Origin of the sequence: uncultured Aurantimicrobium sp. (genome assembly GCF_936931525.1) — a bacterium.
In the GTDB taxonomy this organism is placed as follows: Bacteria; Actinomycetota; Actinomycetes; order Actinomycetales; family Microbacteriaceae; genus Aurantimicrobium.
This window is the reverse complement of sequence record NZ_CAKZII010000160.1, coordinates 11,330-26,500: the sequence shown is the minus strand read 5'-3', so window position 1 is coordinate 26,500 and position 15,171 is coordinate 11,330. Positions and strand designations below refer to the sequence as shown.

The 15,171-nt window shown below is 50.8% G+C and carries 16 protein-coding genes and 1 tRNA gene; 7 read left to right on the top strand and 10 right to left on the bottom strand.

Annotated elements, in window-relative coordinates; genetic code table 11:
• Nucleotides 1-58 precede the first annotated feature (58 nt).
• Nucleotides 59-141 (top strand) — tRNA-Leu (locus Q0362_RS08165).
• Nucleotides 142-188: 47 nt separating this feature from the next.
• Here Q0362_RS08165 and Q0362_RS08160 read toward each other — a convergent pair.
• The 3 genes from Q0362_RS08160 to Q0362_RS08150 all read right to left on the bottom strand — a co-directional run bounded on the left by Q0362_RS08160 (nt 189) and on the right by Q0362_RS08150 (nt 3,375).
• The gene (locus tag Q0362_RS08160; RefSeq protein ID WP_298122410.1) at nt 189-647 is read right to left on the bottom strand and encodes a hypothetical protein; all 459 of its coding nucleotides are present in this window, start codon (nt 645-647) and stop codon (nt 189-191) included.
• An 87-nt stretch (nt 648-734) separates the two neighbouring features.
• Entirely contained in the window at nt 735-2,525 is a 1,791-nt protein-coding gene (locus Q0362_RS08155) for a DEAD/DEAH box helicase (RefSeq protein WP_298122408.1), read from the bottom strand.
• Between the two features lie 43 nt (nt 2,526-2,568).
• The gene (locus tag Q0362_RS08150; RefSeq protein ID WP_298122406.1) at nt 2,569-3,375 is read right to left on the bottom strand and encodes an RNA methyltransferase; all 807 of its coding nucleotides are present in this window, start codon (nt 3,373-3,375) and stop codon (nt 2,569-2,571) included.
• A 61-nt stretch (nt 3,376-3,436) separates the two neighbouring features.
• Between Q0362_RS08150 and Q0362_RS08145 the strand changes: the two genes are divergently transcribed.
• A complete protein-coding gene (locus Q0362_RS08145) occupies nt 3,437-4,303 on the top strand; it encodes a Sir2 family NAD-dependent protein deacetylase (RefSeq protein ID WP_298122404.1) in 867 nt (288 codons plus the stop codon).
• Here the strand turns inward: Q0362_RS08145 and Q0362_RS08140 are convergent.
• Both Q0362_RS08140 and Q0362_RS08135 read right to left on the bottom strand, forming a co-directional pair.
• Entirely contained in the window at nt 4,268-5,269 is a 1,002-nt protein-coding gene (locus tag Q0362_RS08140; RefSeq protein ID WP_366099794.1) for a glycosyltransferase family 1 protein, read from the bottom strand. The genes Q0362_RS08145 and Q0362_RS08140 overlap by 36 nt on opposite strands.
• Before the next feature lie 80 nt (nt 5,270-5,349).
• Nucleotides 5,350-6,246, bottom strand: a complete 897-nt coding sequence (locus Q0362_RS08135; protein WP_298122398.1) for an alpha/beta fold hydrolase — start codon at nt 6,244-6,246, stop codon at nt 5,350-5,352.
• Between the two features lie 68 nt (nt 6,247-6,314).
• Between Q0362_RS08135 and Q0362_RS08130 the strand changes: the two genes are divergently transcribed.
• On the top strand, nt 6,315-7,016 hold the full coding sequence (locus Q0362_RS08130) for an exonuclease domain-containing protein (RefSeq protein ID WP_298122396.1): 702 nt from the start codon (nt 6,315-6,317) through the stop codon (nt 7,014-7,016).
• Between the two features lie 61 nt (nt 7,017-7,077).
• On the opposite strand, the gene Q0362_RS08125 is transcribed toward Q0362_RS08130, so the two are convergent.
• The 3 genes from Q0362_RS08125 to glgA all read right to left on the bottom strand — a co-directional run bounded on the left by Q0362_RS08125 (nt 7,078) and on the right by glgA (nt 9,424).
• Nucleotides 7,078-7,329, bottom strand: a complete 252-nt coding sequence (locus tag Q0362_RS08125) for a type B 50S ribosomal protein L31 (protein WP_110233403.1) — start codon at nt 7,327-7,329, stop codon at nt 7,078-7,080.
• Between the two features lie 105 nt (nt 7,330-7,434).
• Complete coding sequence (locus tag Q0362_RS08120) at nt 7,435-8,220, bottom strand: ABC transporter ATP-binding protein (protein ID WP_298122393.1); 786 nt, start codon at nt 8,218-8,220, stop codon at nt 7,435-7,437.
• 19 nt (nt 8,221-8,239) lie between these two features.
• On the bottom strand, nt 8,240-9,424 hold the full coding sequence (gene glgA, locus Q0362_RS08115) for a glycogen synthase (protein WP_298122391.1): 1,185 nt from the start codon (nt 9,422-9,424) through the stop codon (nt 8,240-8,242).
• A gap of 95 nt (nt 9,425-9,519) precedes the next feature.
• Here glgA and glgC point away from each other — a divergent pair, with 95 nt between their 5' ends.
• Complete coding sequence (glgC, locus tag Q0362_RS08110; protein ID WP_298122389.1) at nt 9,520-10,758, top strand: glucose-1-phosphate adenylyltransferase; 1,239 nt, start codon at nt 9,520-9,522, stop codon at nt 10,756-10,758.
• Nucleotides 10,755-11,423 carry a phosphoserine phosphatase SerB gene (serB, locus tag Q0362_RS08105; protein WP_298122386.1) on the top strand — a complete coding sequence of 223 codons (669 nt, stop codon included), beginning with the start codon at nt 10,755-10,757 and terminating at the stop codon, nt 11,421-11,423. Before glgC ends, serB begins: the two co-directional genes overlap by 4 nt.
• Here the strand turns inward: serB and fabG are convergent.
• Nucleotides 11,420-12,130, bottom strand: coding sequence for a 3-oxoacyl-ACP reductase FabG (gene fabG, locus Q0362_RS08100; protein ID WP_298122449.1), 711 nt, complete (start codon nt 12,128-12,130; stop codon nt 11,420-11,422). The genes serB and fabG overlap by 4 nt on opposite strands.
• 78 nt (nt 12,131-12,208) lie before the next feature.
• Between fabG and Q0362_RS08095 the strand changes: the two genes are divergently transcribed.
• Nucleotides 12,209-12,484 carry a DUF3099 domain-containing protein gene (locus Q0362_RS08095; RefSeq protein WP_298122385.1) on the top strand — a complete coding sequence of 92 codons (276 nt, stop codon included), beginning with the start codon at nt 12,209-12,211 and terminating at the stop codon, nt 12,482-12,484.
• A complete protein-coding gene (locus tag Q0362_RS08090; protein ID WP_298122383.1) occupies nt 12,481-13,353 on the top strand; it encodes an SURF1 family protein in 873 nt (290 codons plus the stop codon). The genes Q0362_RS08095 and Q0362_RS08090 overlap by 4 nt, the downstream gene beginning before the upstream one ends.
• On the opposite strand, the gene leuA is transcribed toward Q0362_RS08090, so the two are convergent.
• Nucleotides 13,354-15,081 (bottom strand): 2-isopropylmalate synthase, encoded by a 1,728-nt coding sequence (gene leuA, locus Q0362_RS08085; RefSeq protein WP_298122382.1) that lies wholly within the window; start codon nt 15,079-15,081, stop codon nt 13,354-13,356.
• Nucleotides 15,082-15,171: the final 90 nt, after the last annotated feature.

The window sequence follows — 15,171 nt, the reverse complement described above, 5'->3', positions numbered from 1 at the left end:
ACATGGAGCATATTTCTTCGTGCTAATGTTGTCTCTCGGTGGTAAAACACCATCACCTGCGCGGGTGGCGGAATGGCAGACGCGCTAGCTTGAGGTGCTAGTGTCCGTAAGGACGTGGGGGTTCAAGTCCCCCTTCGCGCACAGAGAAAAGCCCCGGTCAATAGACCGGGGCTTCTTTGTTTGACTTGCTAGGCCGAGACTAATTCTTGCTGAGCTAAATCTGCCTTCCACGCAACTAGCTTGCGCACAGATTCGCTTTTGTCGGAAGCAAGAATTTCCATTGTGTCTTGGGGGACAAAAAAGTTCACTGCTACCCAGCTTCGAACTTGTTCACTCTTGTCCGTAGCAAGGTGGCGCAAGATGTCACACGGAGTGGTTTCGTTTCGCGCAACGCAGATCCTGACACCTTCGTTTTTGTCCTTGGCTAAAGCCCACATCACGTCTTCAGGAACGTGATAGCTCAGGGCGACGCTTTCACGGATTTTTGGGTTTTTGTCCACGGCCATGGTGCGGAGACGATTAATTTTGCTCTCACCAAACTCTGGACCGAGGAATTTAGCCACAGCAGTCTCGTTCAGCTTCTTATCTGCTTTGAGAGCATCGAGCTGTGCACGTTGTGCTGGTGTGTTAAATCTGATGCAAGACATGTAGAAAATAGTACTGCTGCACAACCTTCAAGTAGTTATTGAACCACTACATATTGGGTGTGTCGCAAGAAAAAGTAGAAGATATTGCTATTTGACAGGTGATGAAATCCGACGACGCATGAGATCAATTCGGGACTGAAGTTGGGCAACTGTGGCCTGAGCAACGGCTGGACCACCACATGTTTGACGCAGTTCAGTATGAATGATGCCGTGAGGTGTAGACGTTTGCTTGCTCCATAAAGCAACTAAGGAATTCAGAAGTGCTCGCTGCTCTTTCAAGCTTCTGTGTAATGGGATGCTTTTGTTGACCGCGACATCACTGGATCTACCAACACCACGTTGAGTTTGCCGACGTTGCCGGTGTCGAAGAAGTTCTGAAATTTGGTCAGGTTCCAAAATCCCAGGAATTCCGATGAAGTCATGTTCTTCTGGTGAACCAGGTTCTGCGTATCCACCAAATTCTTCACCTTGGTACATCACCATGTCGAAGTTCGCATCAGAACCGAGGAAGGCATACTCCCCCAGATCCGCTTCTAACGTGTCGGAAGCAGATTCTGCCCGCTGAGATTCTTCAAACGCATCCATCTCTGGATACTCGCTCTCGCCTGGCTTTACGCGACGCTCAAGGGCATGATCACGTTGAAGTTCAAGTTCACCTGCCAACTGCATCAGTTGAGGAACGTTAGGCAAGAACACCGTCGCCGTCTCGCCGCGACGTCGTGCGCGGACAAAACGACCGATAGCTTGAGCGAAATACAAGGGTGTTGCTGCACTGGTTGCATAAACGCCAACAGCAAGCCGTGGAACATCAACACCTTCAGAAACCATGCGGACGGCAACCATCCAGCGTGAAGTTCCCGCTGAGAACGTGTCAATCTTCTGACCACCGCCGGCTTCATCGCTCAACACAACCGTAGGTTCTTCTCCGGTGAGCTCTAACAGCACTTGTGCATATGCTCTGGCGTCATCTTGGTCGGTTGCAATGACAAGACCTGCAGCATCAGGAATCGACTGGCGAACTTCAGTGAGGCGATTATTTGCTGCCTGCATAACCTGAGGAATCCAGTCCCCGCCTGGATCGAGAGCAGCACGCCACGCTTGAGAGGTGACGTCCTTAGTGTTGTCTTGACCTAGCCGAGCTTCCATTTCATCGCCGGCCCTGGTTCGCCAACGCATCGAACCGGCATAAACCATAAACATGACCGGGCGAACAACACCATCTTGAAGAGCTCGTCCGTAGCCATAGTCATAATCTGTTTGTGAAACTAAGACACCATCACGGTCAGGGAGGTAGCTGACGAAAGGGATGGGAGCAGTATCACTGCGGAACGGTGTGCCTGTAAGCGAAAGACGTCGTTCTGCGCGACTGAAAGCTACACGTAATGCGTCACCCCAGCTCAGTGCATCGCCTCCATGGTGTACTTCATCCATGATCACCAGTGTTCGCGCTGAATCCGTGAGCTCCTGGTGGATGTGGGCCTTCATCGCTATTTGCGCATACGTCACGGCAACACCGTGGAATTGCTTGCTGTGACGTTTGTGAGCATTGCTGAAATGTGGATTCAGGCGAATACCAACTTTGTGTGCAGCATCTGCCCATTGCGTTTTGAGATGCTCAGTGGGTGTGACTACGGTAATGCGATCAATAGTTCTTCGGCGCAAAAGCTCTGTAGCTAAACGAAGTGCAAAGGTCGTCTTGCCAGCACCTGGAGTTGCAGCGGCAAGAAAATCTTTGGGCTCGTTCTGGAAATAGGCATCAAGGGCCTCTGTTTGCCAGGCTCGGAGGTTTTCAGCTGTGCCCCAAGGGGCACGGGCAGGGTATGCGGGAGAAAGATGTTCTGCGGCGAACGAGCCAATATGCGTCTGTTCACCGGTCATGATGAACCAATACTAAGAAAGAATTACGAACTTGCAGTGCCGACTAGTCGGTAAGTGCATATAAAGCCACTGCGCTAGCTGAAGCGACGTTGAGAGAGTCGACCCCATGAAGCATGGGAATGGTTACGACTGTGTCGCACGCCTCAAGTGCTTGATGACTTAACCCATCTCCCTCGGACCCGAATACAAGAGCAATCTTCTCTGGTTGATGAAGTGCAAAGTCGCGAAGGGAAACAGCATCATCCGCCAGAGCCATGGCAGCAATATGGAATCCTGCTTCATGAAGAAGATTTCTGGCTTCTGGCCATTCCGGTAAACGTGTCCACGGAACCTGCAAAACAGTACCCATGGAAACTCTCACTGAACGGCGATAGAGAGGGTCAGCACAGCGAGGAGTTATCAGCACAGCATCTGCTCCAAGACCTGCCACAGCCCGGAAAATCGCACCTACATTTGTGTGATCAACGATGTCCTCGAGGACAACAATCCTTTTCGCATCTTCCAACAGATCCGAGACGGAAGGTAACTCTGGGCGATGCATGGATGCCAGGGCACCTCGGTGCATCTCAAAGCCGGTGAGGGCCTGAAGGAGCTCACTGGAGCCGACATAAATGACACAGTCATCGAAAGATGAAACGAGTGGCTCTATATCTTCTAACCATTGCTCTTGCAGTAAAACTGAACGTGGCACATGTCCTGCATGTATTGCACGTTGAATGACTTTGCTTGACTCGGCTATGTAGAGGCCACGTTCTGGTTCAGAAACCTTTCGAAGCGCAACATCAGTCAAACCGACATAATCTTGGAGTCCGTTGTGGGATAGATCAGTGATGTGCACAACAGAAGCCATGCACTCAGTTTGGCAGTAACTCGAAACATGAATGAAACGCAAGTGTTTTAGGCTTGCGGCCATGGCCGCAATTCTGGAGCACAACACTCATGTCGAGGGCATTGAGTCCTTGGTGGAGCTCATTGCTGGTCGCCGTGTTGCTGTATTGACGGGAGCAGGAGTCTCGACTGACTCAGGCATCCCTGACTATCGCGGCAAGGGAGCGTCTAAACGTACTCCAATGAATATTGGAGATTTCCTTTCAGGACACTCTTTTCGCCAACGCTATTGGGCAGGTGCCCACGTGGGTTGGAAATCATTCTCTGATGCACAACCCAATCAAGGCCACCTTGCCCTCGCTGCGATGGAACAAGCTGGAATCATCGAAGGTGTAATCAGCCAGAATGTTGATGGGCTCCACCGTCGAGCAGGAAGTTCTCACGTAGTTGATCTACACGGGAGCTTGGACCGCGTGGTCTGTTTGGAATGTGGCCAACAATTCGACCGATCCGGCGTTGAGTCCAAACTCAGCGAACTCAATCCTTGGCTTGATGAATTAAGCAATATTGTTTTGGCGCCAGACGGTGATGTGGATGTGACCGATTACAGTTCAGTTCAAGTACCTGAGTGCACCGTATGCGGTGGAATGCTCAAGCCCGATGTGGTCTTTTTTGGTGAGTTTGTTCCACCTAAGGTTTTTACCGCCGCCTCGAGTTTGATCAAAAGAGCGAATGTTCTGCTCATTGCCGGTTCTTCTCTAGCGGTAAATTCAGGAATTCGGCTTCTTGACCAGGCAAAACGGCAGCGTATGCCCATCATCATCGTGAATCGTGGAGAAACCAAGGGTGACAAAAAGGCTTCCATCAAGCTGGAAGCCGGCACAAGTGATGTGTTGAGTTCCCTTGCGCTGAGCTTAGGTGCGGGAAACCTTTACGAGGACATCGAGTAGCTCGCCGGCGGATTTCTTCCAGCTGAAATGGGCTGCCTGTTTTACGCTCTTCTCAGAGATGTCTTGCCACGTGTGTGGCTCAGTGAGCGAAGTGATTCTTTCCGCAAAAGCTTCAGGGGAATCTGCTGGAGCAAAGAGTGCAGCCTCTCCCCCAATTTCGTGAAAGATCGAAATATCTGACACCACAATCGGCGTTCCAATGCTCATTGCTTCAACAAGCGGGATTCCAAAACCTTCATCTCGTGAAGCGCTCACCAAAGCTGTTGCATGTGACAAGAGGTCGAAATAATCCTCGTCCGTTGTGCCGTTATGGAAGTGAATCTGAGCTTCAGGTGCGAGAGCTGAAAGACGCTGACGGTCCTGTTCTGAGATTCGGCTTGTGAGATGAAGAGTGAAATCGGGAAGAAGAGCAACAGCCTTAACTAAAGTTTCAACATTTTTGTACGGCATAAAGGAACCCATATACACAATGGAACGAGATCTCTTTGAAGGTGAGCTGATCACGATTTCAGCAGAAGGTTGATCTGCAGCGTTGTGAACAACAAAGACTGGCTTTGTCGTGAGCTTGTTCTCCACAATGAGTTTCTTGGTTGTTTCTGAAACCGCGACTACTGCATCGCTATGAGCTAACAGCATCTTCTGAGGCCACCACGCGGTGTGATAGAGCCGCCAGAGCAAACGGATCGGCCACGAGAACTGCCTTGGAGGAGTTGGATGGCTGTAGTAAATCAAGTCATGAACGGTGAGGACAAGCTTGTATTTTCTCCCACGAGCACCAATGGTCTGCATAGGACTGAACACAATGTCAGGTTCTAATTTATTGATCTGACTAGCAACAAAAGGTTCGCGCGGGCTCGTAGGCGAACTCACGACAGTGAAAGGCAGCTCAGGCAGAAACGCTAGTTGTTTCTCATCGCTGATCAGCATGAGAAGCTCATCTCCTCGTTCTGTAACGAGAGGGGCCATTTGTTCAACCAAACGTGCGCTGAACCGGGAAATACCATCGTGATGATCAGTGCGAACGTAGCGGCAATCGAAAGCTATTTTCATGCTGCTGCCGTGAGACCCAGGAAATCTCTAATGTGTTGAGCTGCAAAATCAGGAGCTTCGTAGTGGACGAGATGTCCCACGCCTTCCACAATTTCTAAACGGGTTCCAGGAATGCGAGAAGCTAATAGTTTTTGTTCGGGTAACGCAGTGATGTCATCTTTGTCTGCAACGAGCATCATGAGTTCTTGATGGATTCCGGGAGCGAACTGTGAAACATCATTAGATACAGATGTCTCAAAGGCTTCAAGAACAGAATCACGTGACTCAAAGAGCGAGAAATACTGATCATGCTGCTCATGTATCCACTGGCGAAGGTTGGGGTCCTTCGTCTTCGCCATAGTTTCACTCATCACCCGAACAATAGTTTTGTTTTTGAGCAAGGCATAGCCCGCACCTGATGGAAGTGCTGCTGCAGCTTTGTAGTAGAGAACTGCTAAACGCGTCATTATTCCGCGTGGACCTTTGAGTGCATTCGCTGCAATCGGATTAATCAAGATCGCTTTCTTATTGGGTAAACCATCAGAAAGCGCAGCTCCAACAACAATGGAGCCAAATGAGTGTCCAAGAATCACAGCATCGTTAGCGTGCAAAGCACTGAGAAAGTGGCTGAGCCACGTGGAATATGAACTGATGTCTGCCGGTGACGGGAGCGCTTGAGAAATACCAAAGCCTGGCAGGTCAGGAATGATCACGTGAACGTCAGACCCCAATTCAGCCACGATGGGTTCTAACCCGTGATGATCGCCTCTAAAGCCATGAATCATGACCAGCTGGAGGGGCGAATTCTTGTTTCCATATTCCCAATAATGTGTGCGCTTTCCATCAACAACCACAGATGACTCTTCTGTTGGGATTACAGAGAGTTTCTGAGCATAAGGAGAGTGAGCAGGCATTGCCTCAAGTGTAGGCGCACCGAGTCCCTACCCGGCTCATCTCGGGGCTAGAACCTAGAGTAAGTTACGTGACCAACACAGGACTGCCCGAATGGGCCAACGTTATTGCTGTTTTTGATACCGAAACAACCGGCATTGCTCCCGAGACTACTCGTATCGTCTCTGCGAACATCAGTGTGTTGAATCCCTATGGCGAAGTTGAAGACACAACTAACTGGCTCATCAACTGTGGGATAGATATTCCCGAGCAAGCAACAGCTGTTCATGGCATCACGACTGAGCGGATGAGAGCGGAGGGTGCTCCTGCGGCAGACAGCATCTTCGAAATATTGACCAAGCTTCAAGGCTTCTTGGGTGAAGGAATTGGCGTGGTTGCTTACAACGCAGCTTATGACTTCACGATTTTGGATCGAGAAGCAAAGCGTTACGGCTTTGACCCCCTTGAGTTACCCTCACCCGTGATCGACCCACTCATCATTGATAAGCAAGTAGATAAGTATCGCAAGGGCAAGAGAACTCTCGAAGCAGCAGCTGCTCACTACGGTGTAGAGCTTACGGACGCACACGATGCTGCAGCAGATGCGATTGCAGCTGGCCGTGTAGCTCAAGCTATCGGCAAGAAGTATGCTGCTGACCTTGCATACCCAGCTTCTGAACTTCACGATCTACAAGTGGTGTGGGCGAAGGAACAAGCAGAAAGCTACGCCACCTGGCGCAGAAGTCAGAATCTACCGGTCTACCCAGGAGACGGTCTTTGGCCTGTGCGCTAGAACCTACAACTTAACGAAGAAAGCCCGGTCAATGACCGGGCTTTCTTGATGTCTAGAGAACTTACTGACCGAAACCAGCAAAGCGCTTGTTGAACTTCTCAACACGACCAGCGGAGTCCATGATGCGCTGCTTACCGGTGTAGAACGGGTGAGAAGCGTTTGAGATTTCAACGTCAATGATGGGGTACTCGTTGCCGTCAGTCCACGTAGTGGTCTTTGAGCTGGTGAGAGTGGAACGGGTCAGGAACGACTCGCCCGAAGCAAGGTCGTGAAAGACGACGGGTGCGTACTCGGGGTGAATGTCAGACTTCATCAGGTTTTCCTTCAATAGGGAGGTTGCTCAACACATGGTGTGAGGAACAAAAGCTTGCGGCCATTCGCCTTACGAACCAGGCCGACTCACAATGTTATCAGAAACTTAGAGAGTTGCTTGTGCAGAGTAGCGACCATCGTTGTTGTACACCGTGACCGTCACCCCAAAGACGTCAGTCAGGTTCTCACTAGTCAAAGTTGACGCGATTGGTCCGGCATACGCCGCTCCCCCGTCTTTGACAAGAAGAACGTGGGTGAATCCACGAGGAATCTCTTCAACATGGTGCGTAACCATCACAATGGCGGGCGCAGAAGGGTTTCCTGCAAAGAATCCCAACATCTGCATAATTTCTTCACGGGAACCTAAATCGAGTCCTGCTGTGGGCTCATCAAGGAGAAGCAGCTCAGGGTCAGTCATGATCGAGCGCGCAATTTGTAGACGCTTTGCTTCACCTTCTGAAAGAGAATCAACAGTGCGATCTGACAGTTCTTCAAGACGCCATTCGGCAAGAACACGTCGTGCGCGGCGAATATCGAGTTCTTCGAATTGTTCTCCGCGTCGCTCTGCAGCTGCATAAGCTGCAGTGATCACGGCATCTGAAACTGTGTCTGTGGGAGGAATGCGCTTGGACATACTCGAAGAGGCATAACCAACTCGAGGACGAAGCCACTCTGGATCTGCAGTTGCAAGATCTTCGTCAAGAACTGAAACCTGGCCAGCTGAAGGGATATCCCATCCAGCTGCCATATCAAGCAGAGAAGTTTTTCCCGCACCGTTCGCACCGAGAATAATCCAACGCTGATCGCTGGTTACCTCCCAGTTCAGGTTGTTCACGACAGTGTTGCCACCACGAACGAGAGAAGTGTTTGAAAATCGAAGAACCTGAACCATTCCTCAATGCTAACGAGAGTTAGCGCTTCACAAGGTTGTAAATCGCCCGTGTTTGCTCTGCAATTGCCATCCAGTCGAAGTGAATGCGTGCACGTTCGCGCGCGGCTACTCCCATTTGTTTCGCTCGTTCAGGGTCCGAAACCGCGTTTCGCATGGCGTCAGCGAGATCTGAGACATATTGTTCAGGGTGCAAGGGAGTTCCAGTGCCATCTTGAAGCTGTTCAATGGGAACGAGCCAACCCGTTACGCCGTCATCTACAACTTCAGGAATACCACCCGTCGCTGTACCCACAACAGGTATGCCACATGCCATTGCTTCAAGATTTACGATTCCAAGTGGTTCATAAATTGAGGGGCACACAAACGTGGTGGCTGAGCTCAAAATTGCTGCGAGTTCGTGGCGAGGGAGGTGGTCGGAGATCCACACAACACCGTCACGTTGTTGCTGAAGTTCAGCGACCTTTGATTCAACCTCAGCCTTGATTTCAGGAGTATCTGGAGCTCCAGCGCACAGAATCAGCTGAACCTCGTCAGGGAGCCTTCCTGCAGCCTCCAAGAGATAAGGCAAACCTTTTTGGCGTGTGATTCGTCCGACAAAGACAACAGAGGGGCGGGAAGAGTCAATTCCCCATTTCTCCAGCAATTGAGGATTCGAGGTAGGAGCCCATGCATCAACATCAATGCCGTTGTGAACGACATGGACCTTGTCAGGGTCGATATCGGGATAGCTGCGCAAAATGTCTTGGCGCATGCCGGCACTCACAGCAATAACAGCATCAGCTGCCTCATAAGCGGATTTCTCTATCTGACTTGAAAGTCGATACCCACCACCAAGTTGTTCCGCTTTCCATGGACGAAGAGGCTCAAGACTGTGAGCAGTGATGACATGAGGAATACCGTGAAGTAGTTGCGAAACTCGCCCAGCTTCATTGGCGTACCAGGTGTGCGAGTGAACAAGGTCAGCCCCAGCTGTGTCATTGGCCATGAGGAGATTTACTCCAATGGTTTGGAGTGCAGGGTTTGCGGCAACCAAATCTGAAGGCACGGAGTAACTGGTGACATCGGCTTCTTCGCGTTGAGCACCAAAACAGCGAACCTGGACATCGAGAGAAGTACGAAGTGCTTTCACGAGCTCAGCGACATGTACGCCTGCACCGCCATAAATCTCAGGCGGATATTCCTTGGTCAATAAATCAACGCGCATGTGAAGAACGCTATAACACTCAGAGTTCATATGCCCACACGTAATCTTTTGCATTACGTTGCATATCTGTTACATGAGTGTCCTACTGTTGAGACATGCCAAAGAAGGTTTTCGGAATTGTTCTCGCTGGTGGCGAGGGCAAACGCCTCATGCCCCTGACAGAAGACCGCGCAAAACCTGCTGTGCCCTTTGGTGGCCAGTACCGTTTGGTTGACTTCGCTATATCGAACTTGATCAACTCTGGCCTCCGTCAGATTGTTGTCCTCACTCAGTACAAATCTCACTCACTCGACCGTCACGTATCGCAAACATGGCGTATGTCTGGCCTTTTAGGCTCCTATGTCGCATCTGTTCCTGCTCAACAAAGACTTGGCAAGCGTTGGTTCTCCGGCAGTGCCGATGCCATCCTTCAAAGCTTGAACCTCATTCGTGACGAGAAGCCCGACATCGTCGTTGTGGTGGGTGCCGATCACGTTTACCGTATGGACTTTGACCAGATGATTCAGGCTCACATTGAATCCGGCAAAAAAGCGACGGTTGCAGCAATCCGCCAACCCATTCGCCTGGCAGATCAATTCGGCGTTATCGAAGTCGACAGCAAAGATGTCACAAAGATTGGCCGCTTCCGCGAAAAGCCAACGGATGCTGTTGGATTGCCTGATACTCCAGATGAAGTCTTGGTTTCAATGGGTAACTATGTCTTTGACGCTGACGCCCTCATTGCTGCCGTTGAGGCTGATGGCGAATTAGCTGATTCAAGCCACGATATGGGCGGTGACATCATTCCTTACTTCGTTGCCAAAGACGAAGCAGGAGTTTATGACTTCAATCGCAATGATGTTCCTGGCTCGACAGACCGCGATAAGTATTACTGGAGAGACGTCGGAAGTATTGACAGCTTCTTTGATGCTCACATGGATCTGATTTCCACTCTGCCTGTCTTCAACCTCTACAACACCGACTGGCCTATCTATTCCATGCAGGTCAACTCACCACCGGCAAAGTTCGTTCGGGATGCCCGCGGCCGCGTGGGAGCCACTATTGATTCCGTTGTTTCTCTAGGTTCCCTACTATCCGGAGCCCATATTGAACGAAGTGTTCTTGGCCCCTGGTGTGAAGTGAATTCTGGAGCAAGTGTTCACGATTCCATCGTTTTTGATCACGTCACGGTTGGCGCTGATGTCGAAATTCGCCGGGCTATTCTGGATAAAGAAGTAGTAGTCGAAGATGGCGCCAAAATTGGTGTTGATCATGATCGAGACCGCGCACGTGGATTTACCGTGACTGAATCAGGTATCACTGTTGTGGGTAAGGGAGTACGAGTAGCGCCATGACCGAAATCCGTAATGACAGTGCCAATACGGATTCGAAGCGCTTTCTCGTAGTACTCGACGTTGACTCAACCCTGATTGAAAACGAAGCAATAGAACTTATTGCGGCACAAGCAGGCTCTCTCGAGTTAGTTGCCGCAGTTACCGAACGAGCCATGCGCGGTGAACTTGACTTCGCCGAAAGTCTCAAGGAACGGGTAGCGACTCTTGCAGGTCTGCCTGAGAGCGTGTTCGATACAGTTCGCTCACAAATCACCGTTACTGCTGGGGCAGCAGAGTTGATTTCAACCGTCAAAGCACATGGCGGCCATGTGGGAGTTGTAAGCGGTGGTTTTCATGAACTCCTCGACCCGCTTGCTGAGTCTTTGGGTTTGGATTTCTGGAAGGCAAACCGACTTGAAATTCGAGACGGTCAACTGACAGGAAAAGTGCTTGGTGCCATCGTTGATGCCCAAACCAAAGCAGATACTTTGATCGAATGGGCAAACCTCACTAACACTCCCCTGTCACACACAGTGGCAATTGGAGATGGAGCAAATGATCTCACCATGATGGGCGTTGCTGGTTTAGGTATCGCATTCTGCGCAAAACCGATTGTTCAAGAACAAGCAGATATCGCCCTCAATGAGAGGGATCTGAGTAAAGCGTTGGAGCTGTTTGGGCTCTAATGCCCCATGCCCAATCCGCCATCAACTGGGATAACAGCACCGGAAATATATCCAGCATCATCTGAAGCAAGCCACGCACAAACTTTCGCAACCTCGGAAGGCTGGGCGAATCGACCTGCAGGAATGTTTTTGCGGTATTGCTCCTGCTGATCTTCTGGAAGAGCAGCTGTCATATCGGTTTCGATGAAACCTGGTGCGACAACGTTCGCTGTGATTCCACGGGCACCTAGTTCACGTGTGAGAGAACGAGCCATTCCCACAAGGGCACTCTTTGAAGAAGAGTAATTCACTTGGCCTGCAGAACCATAAAGGCCGACAACTGAAGAAATCAACACAATACGTCCGAAGCGAGCTTTCAGCATTCCCTTGACTGCACGCTTGACTACTTTGAATGTTCCGCCAAGATTCGTGTCAACAACAGAATCAAACTCTTCATCTGTCATCCGCATCACGAGAGTGTCCTTGGTAATGCCTGCATTGGCAACGAGAACTTCAACGGGGCCGAGTTGTGACTCAACTTCTGCATACGCAGCATCTAGGGAAGCACCGTCTGTTACGTCAGCTCGAACAGTGAGAGATCCTGCTGGGCCTTCTCCAGAACGAGCTGTCACGGCCACACGGTGGCCCTGTGCAATGAACTCTTCTGCAAGGGCATAACCAATGCCACGGTTTCCACCAGTGATAAGCACGGTACGAACGGTCACAATTCCTCCAGTCGGATGCAATGAAAGCTAGCTTAGCCGTAGGCTAGTAACACGACATCAACCGTTGGGACAACGCCGACAATGAAGAAACAACTTCAGTCAGCAACATCGCTTCCGCTCGCACCAATTGATGAGCGGCGTATCCGCATGATCAAATACTCCATTGCTATGGGTATTCGCATGGCGTGCATCATTGCCATGCTGTTTGTCTCTGGTTGGTGGCTCGTTATTTGTGCGACTGGCGCCATTGTCTTGCCCTACTTCGCCATGATTGTCGCCAACGTAAAAATGGCTCCTAAGCAGGGAACAGTCGAGCGTCCTGCCACCATCGTTTTGTATCAAGAGACTCCGCGTTGACCCCTGAACCTCACAACAACGCTGAACACGTTCCCTGGTATCGCATTGCGTTCACAAAGCGTTGGTTGAGCTATTTGCTGCTCACCGCTATCTTTGCTGGGGCCTGTGTTGCTCTGTCCACATGGCAGTTTGCCCGGAGAGATGAAGCACGCCAGGAAATTGATCGCGTACTTGCCAACTACAACTCGTCTGCCGTTCCCTTAGAACAAGCACTCCCTCAACTCGGCTCATTTGATGAGAACGATAAGTGGATTCCAGTAGAAGTGACGGGTACGTACTTAGCTGACGAACAACTCATCGTCCGCAGTCGCCCTCGTGAACAAGTAGCCGGAGTGGAAGTGCTCACTCCATTACTCACCGATGACGGCAACATCTTTATCATCGACCGCGGCTGGCTTCCAGCCAATGTAAATCCTGAAGATTCTTACGTATTGCCTGCACCACCTACTGGGGAAGTAACCGTTATTGCACGTCTCAAGGCGAGCGAGCCCAGCATTCCTGGCCGTGGAATGTCTGAAGGACAAGTAGCGACGATTGAGCTTCCTCTCATTGAAGAAGTCTTAGGCTCCCCTACCTACACGGGTGCTTATGGTTTACTCGCGACAGAAACTCCAGCACCTATCGACAAAGCTCCCCTGACGGCTCTCAAGCCGTCAGTCGACGAAGGCGCGCATCTCAGCTATGCATTCCAATGGATCATGTTCGGAATTTTGGCCTTCATTGGCCTGGCATGGGCTGTTCGAAATGAACTTCGAATTCGAAACTCTGAAACCGAGGCAGGCCAAGCCAAGCTTGCCGCCGCTGCATCGAAACGCAAGGCAAGGCCCACAGAGGAAGACATCGAAGATGCCATTCTCGACGGAAAGTAGTTAGCGAACTGCGCGATTAATTGCGGACACGACCGCTTTCAAGGAAGCAGTAGAAATGTCCGAGTCAATTCCTACACCCCAGAGTCGCGTTCCGTTGACGTTGAGCTCAACATATGCGGCAGCCATGGCATCTCCACCAGCAGCAAGAGTGTGTTCGACGTAGTCAAAGAGCTCCACCTCAATACCTTGAGCCGCCATCAACTTTAAGAAAGCGTCAATTGGGCCGTTACCCACAGTGTCTTGACGAGAGACGGTTTCACCATCACGGAGATCGACAGAAAGCTTGAGAGTGCCGTTAAAGTCACTTTCCGTGCGGCTACCTGTGAGTTCGAATCGACCCCACTTGTTGGCAACATCCTTTGCAGGCAGATATTCATCCTGGAAGATCTCCCAGAGATCATCACTGGAAACCTCGCCGCCTTCAGCGTCGGTCTTGTGCTGAACAACGCCGGAGAATTCAATTTGGAGACGACGAGGAAGCTCGAGGTTGTGGTCCTTCTTCAGCAGGTAAGCGACGCCGCCCTTACCGGACTGTGAATTAACACGAATAACGGCTTCATAGCTGCGCCCAAGGTCTTTGGGGTCAACGGGAAGATAGGGAACAGCCCAAACCAGATTGTCAACGTGTGTGCCTTGAGCTTGAGCATCAGCTGCCATGCGCTCAAAACCCTTTTTAATCGCATCTTGGTGTGAACCGGAGAACGCGGTGTAAACCAGGTCACCTGCCCACGGGCTTCGCTCATGTACTTTGAGCTGGTTGCAGTATTCCGCAGTGCGCTTGACCTCATCGAGATTACTGAAATCAATTTGAGGGTCGATTCCCTGGGTAAACATGTTGATACCCAGCGCAACAAGGTCAACGTTTCCCGTGCGTTCTCCGTTGCCGAAGAGGCAGCCTTCAATACGGTCTGCACCTGCCATATAGCCAAGTTCAGCAGCAGCTACTGCAGTTCCTCGGTCGTTGTGAGGGTGCAATGAAATGAGGACGTTTTCACGATGTGCAAGATGACGCCCCATCCATTCGATGGAGTCTGCATACACGTTGGGTGAAGCCATCTCTACCGTTGCAGGCAGGTTGATGATGACCTTACGTTCGGGCGTAGGTTCAAGAATCTCAAGAACGGCATTACACACTTCAACGGCGTATTCGAGTTCGGTTCCTGTGAAACTCTCAGGAGAGTACTCGTAGTAGACCTGAGTTTGCGGAATGGTCTTTTCCATTTCGCGACAGTAACGAGCTCCATGGAGTGCAATATCCATGATGCCCTGACGGTCTTCGCGGAAGACAACTTCACGCTGCAAGATGCTGGTGGAGTTATAGAAGTGAACAATTGCTTGCTTGGCACCAGCAATAGCTTCATATGTGCGCTCAATGAGGTGATCGCGCGCTTGAGTCAGTACCTGGATGGTGACATCGTCAGGAATCGCTTTTTCTTCGATAAGAGAGCGAACAAAATCGAAGTCAGTCTGGCTAGCAGAAGGGAAACCTACTTCAATTTCCTTGTAGCCCATCTTGACCAGAAGGTCGAACATAATGCGCTTACGCTCTGGGCTCATGGGATCAATGAGAGCCTGGTTTCCATCACGTAGGTCTACGGCGCACCAAACGGGAGCTTTCTCAATGCGCTTGCCTGGCCATGTGCGGTCTGTCAGGTCAATGCCGAGGCTCTCGTGATACGGACGATACTTGTGCACTGGCATTGTGCTGGGGGCTTGATTGTTCTTCATGCTTTTTCTCCTCGCGGGTGGTGGTCAGCCAACGGGCGTCTCCGCGACGAGTGAGGCCTATTTAGTGGACTCGTCGCGGCAGCTAAGAAG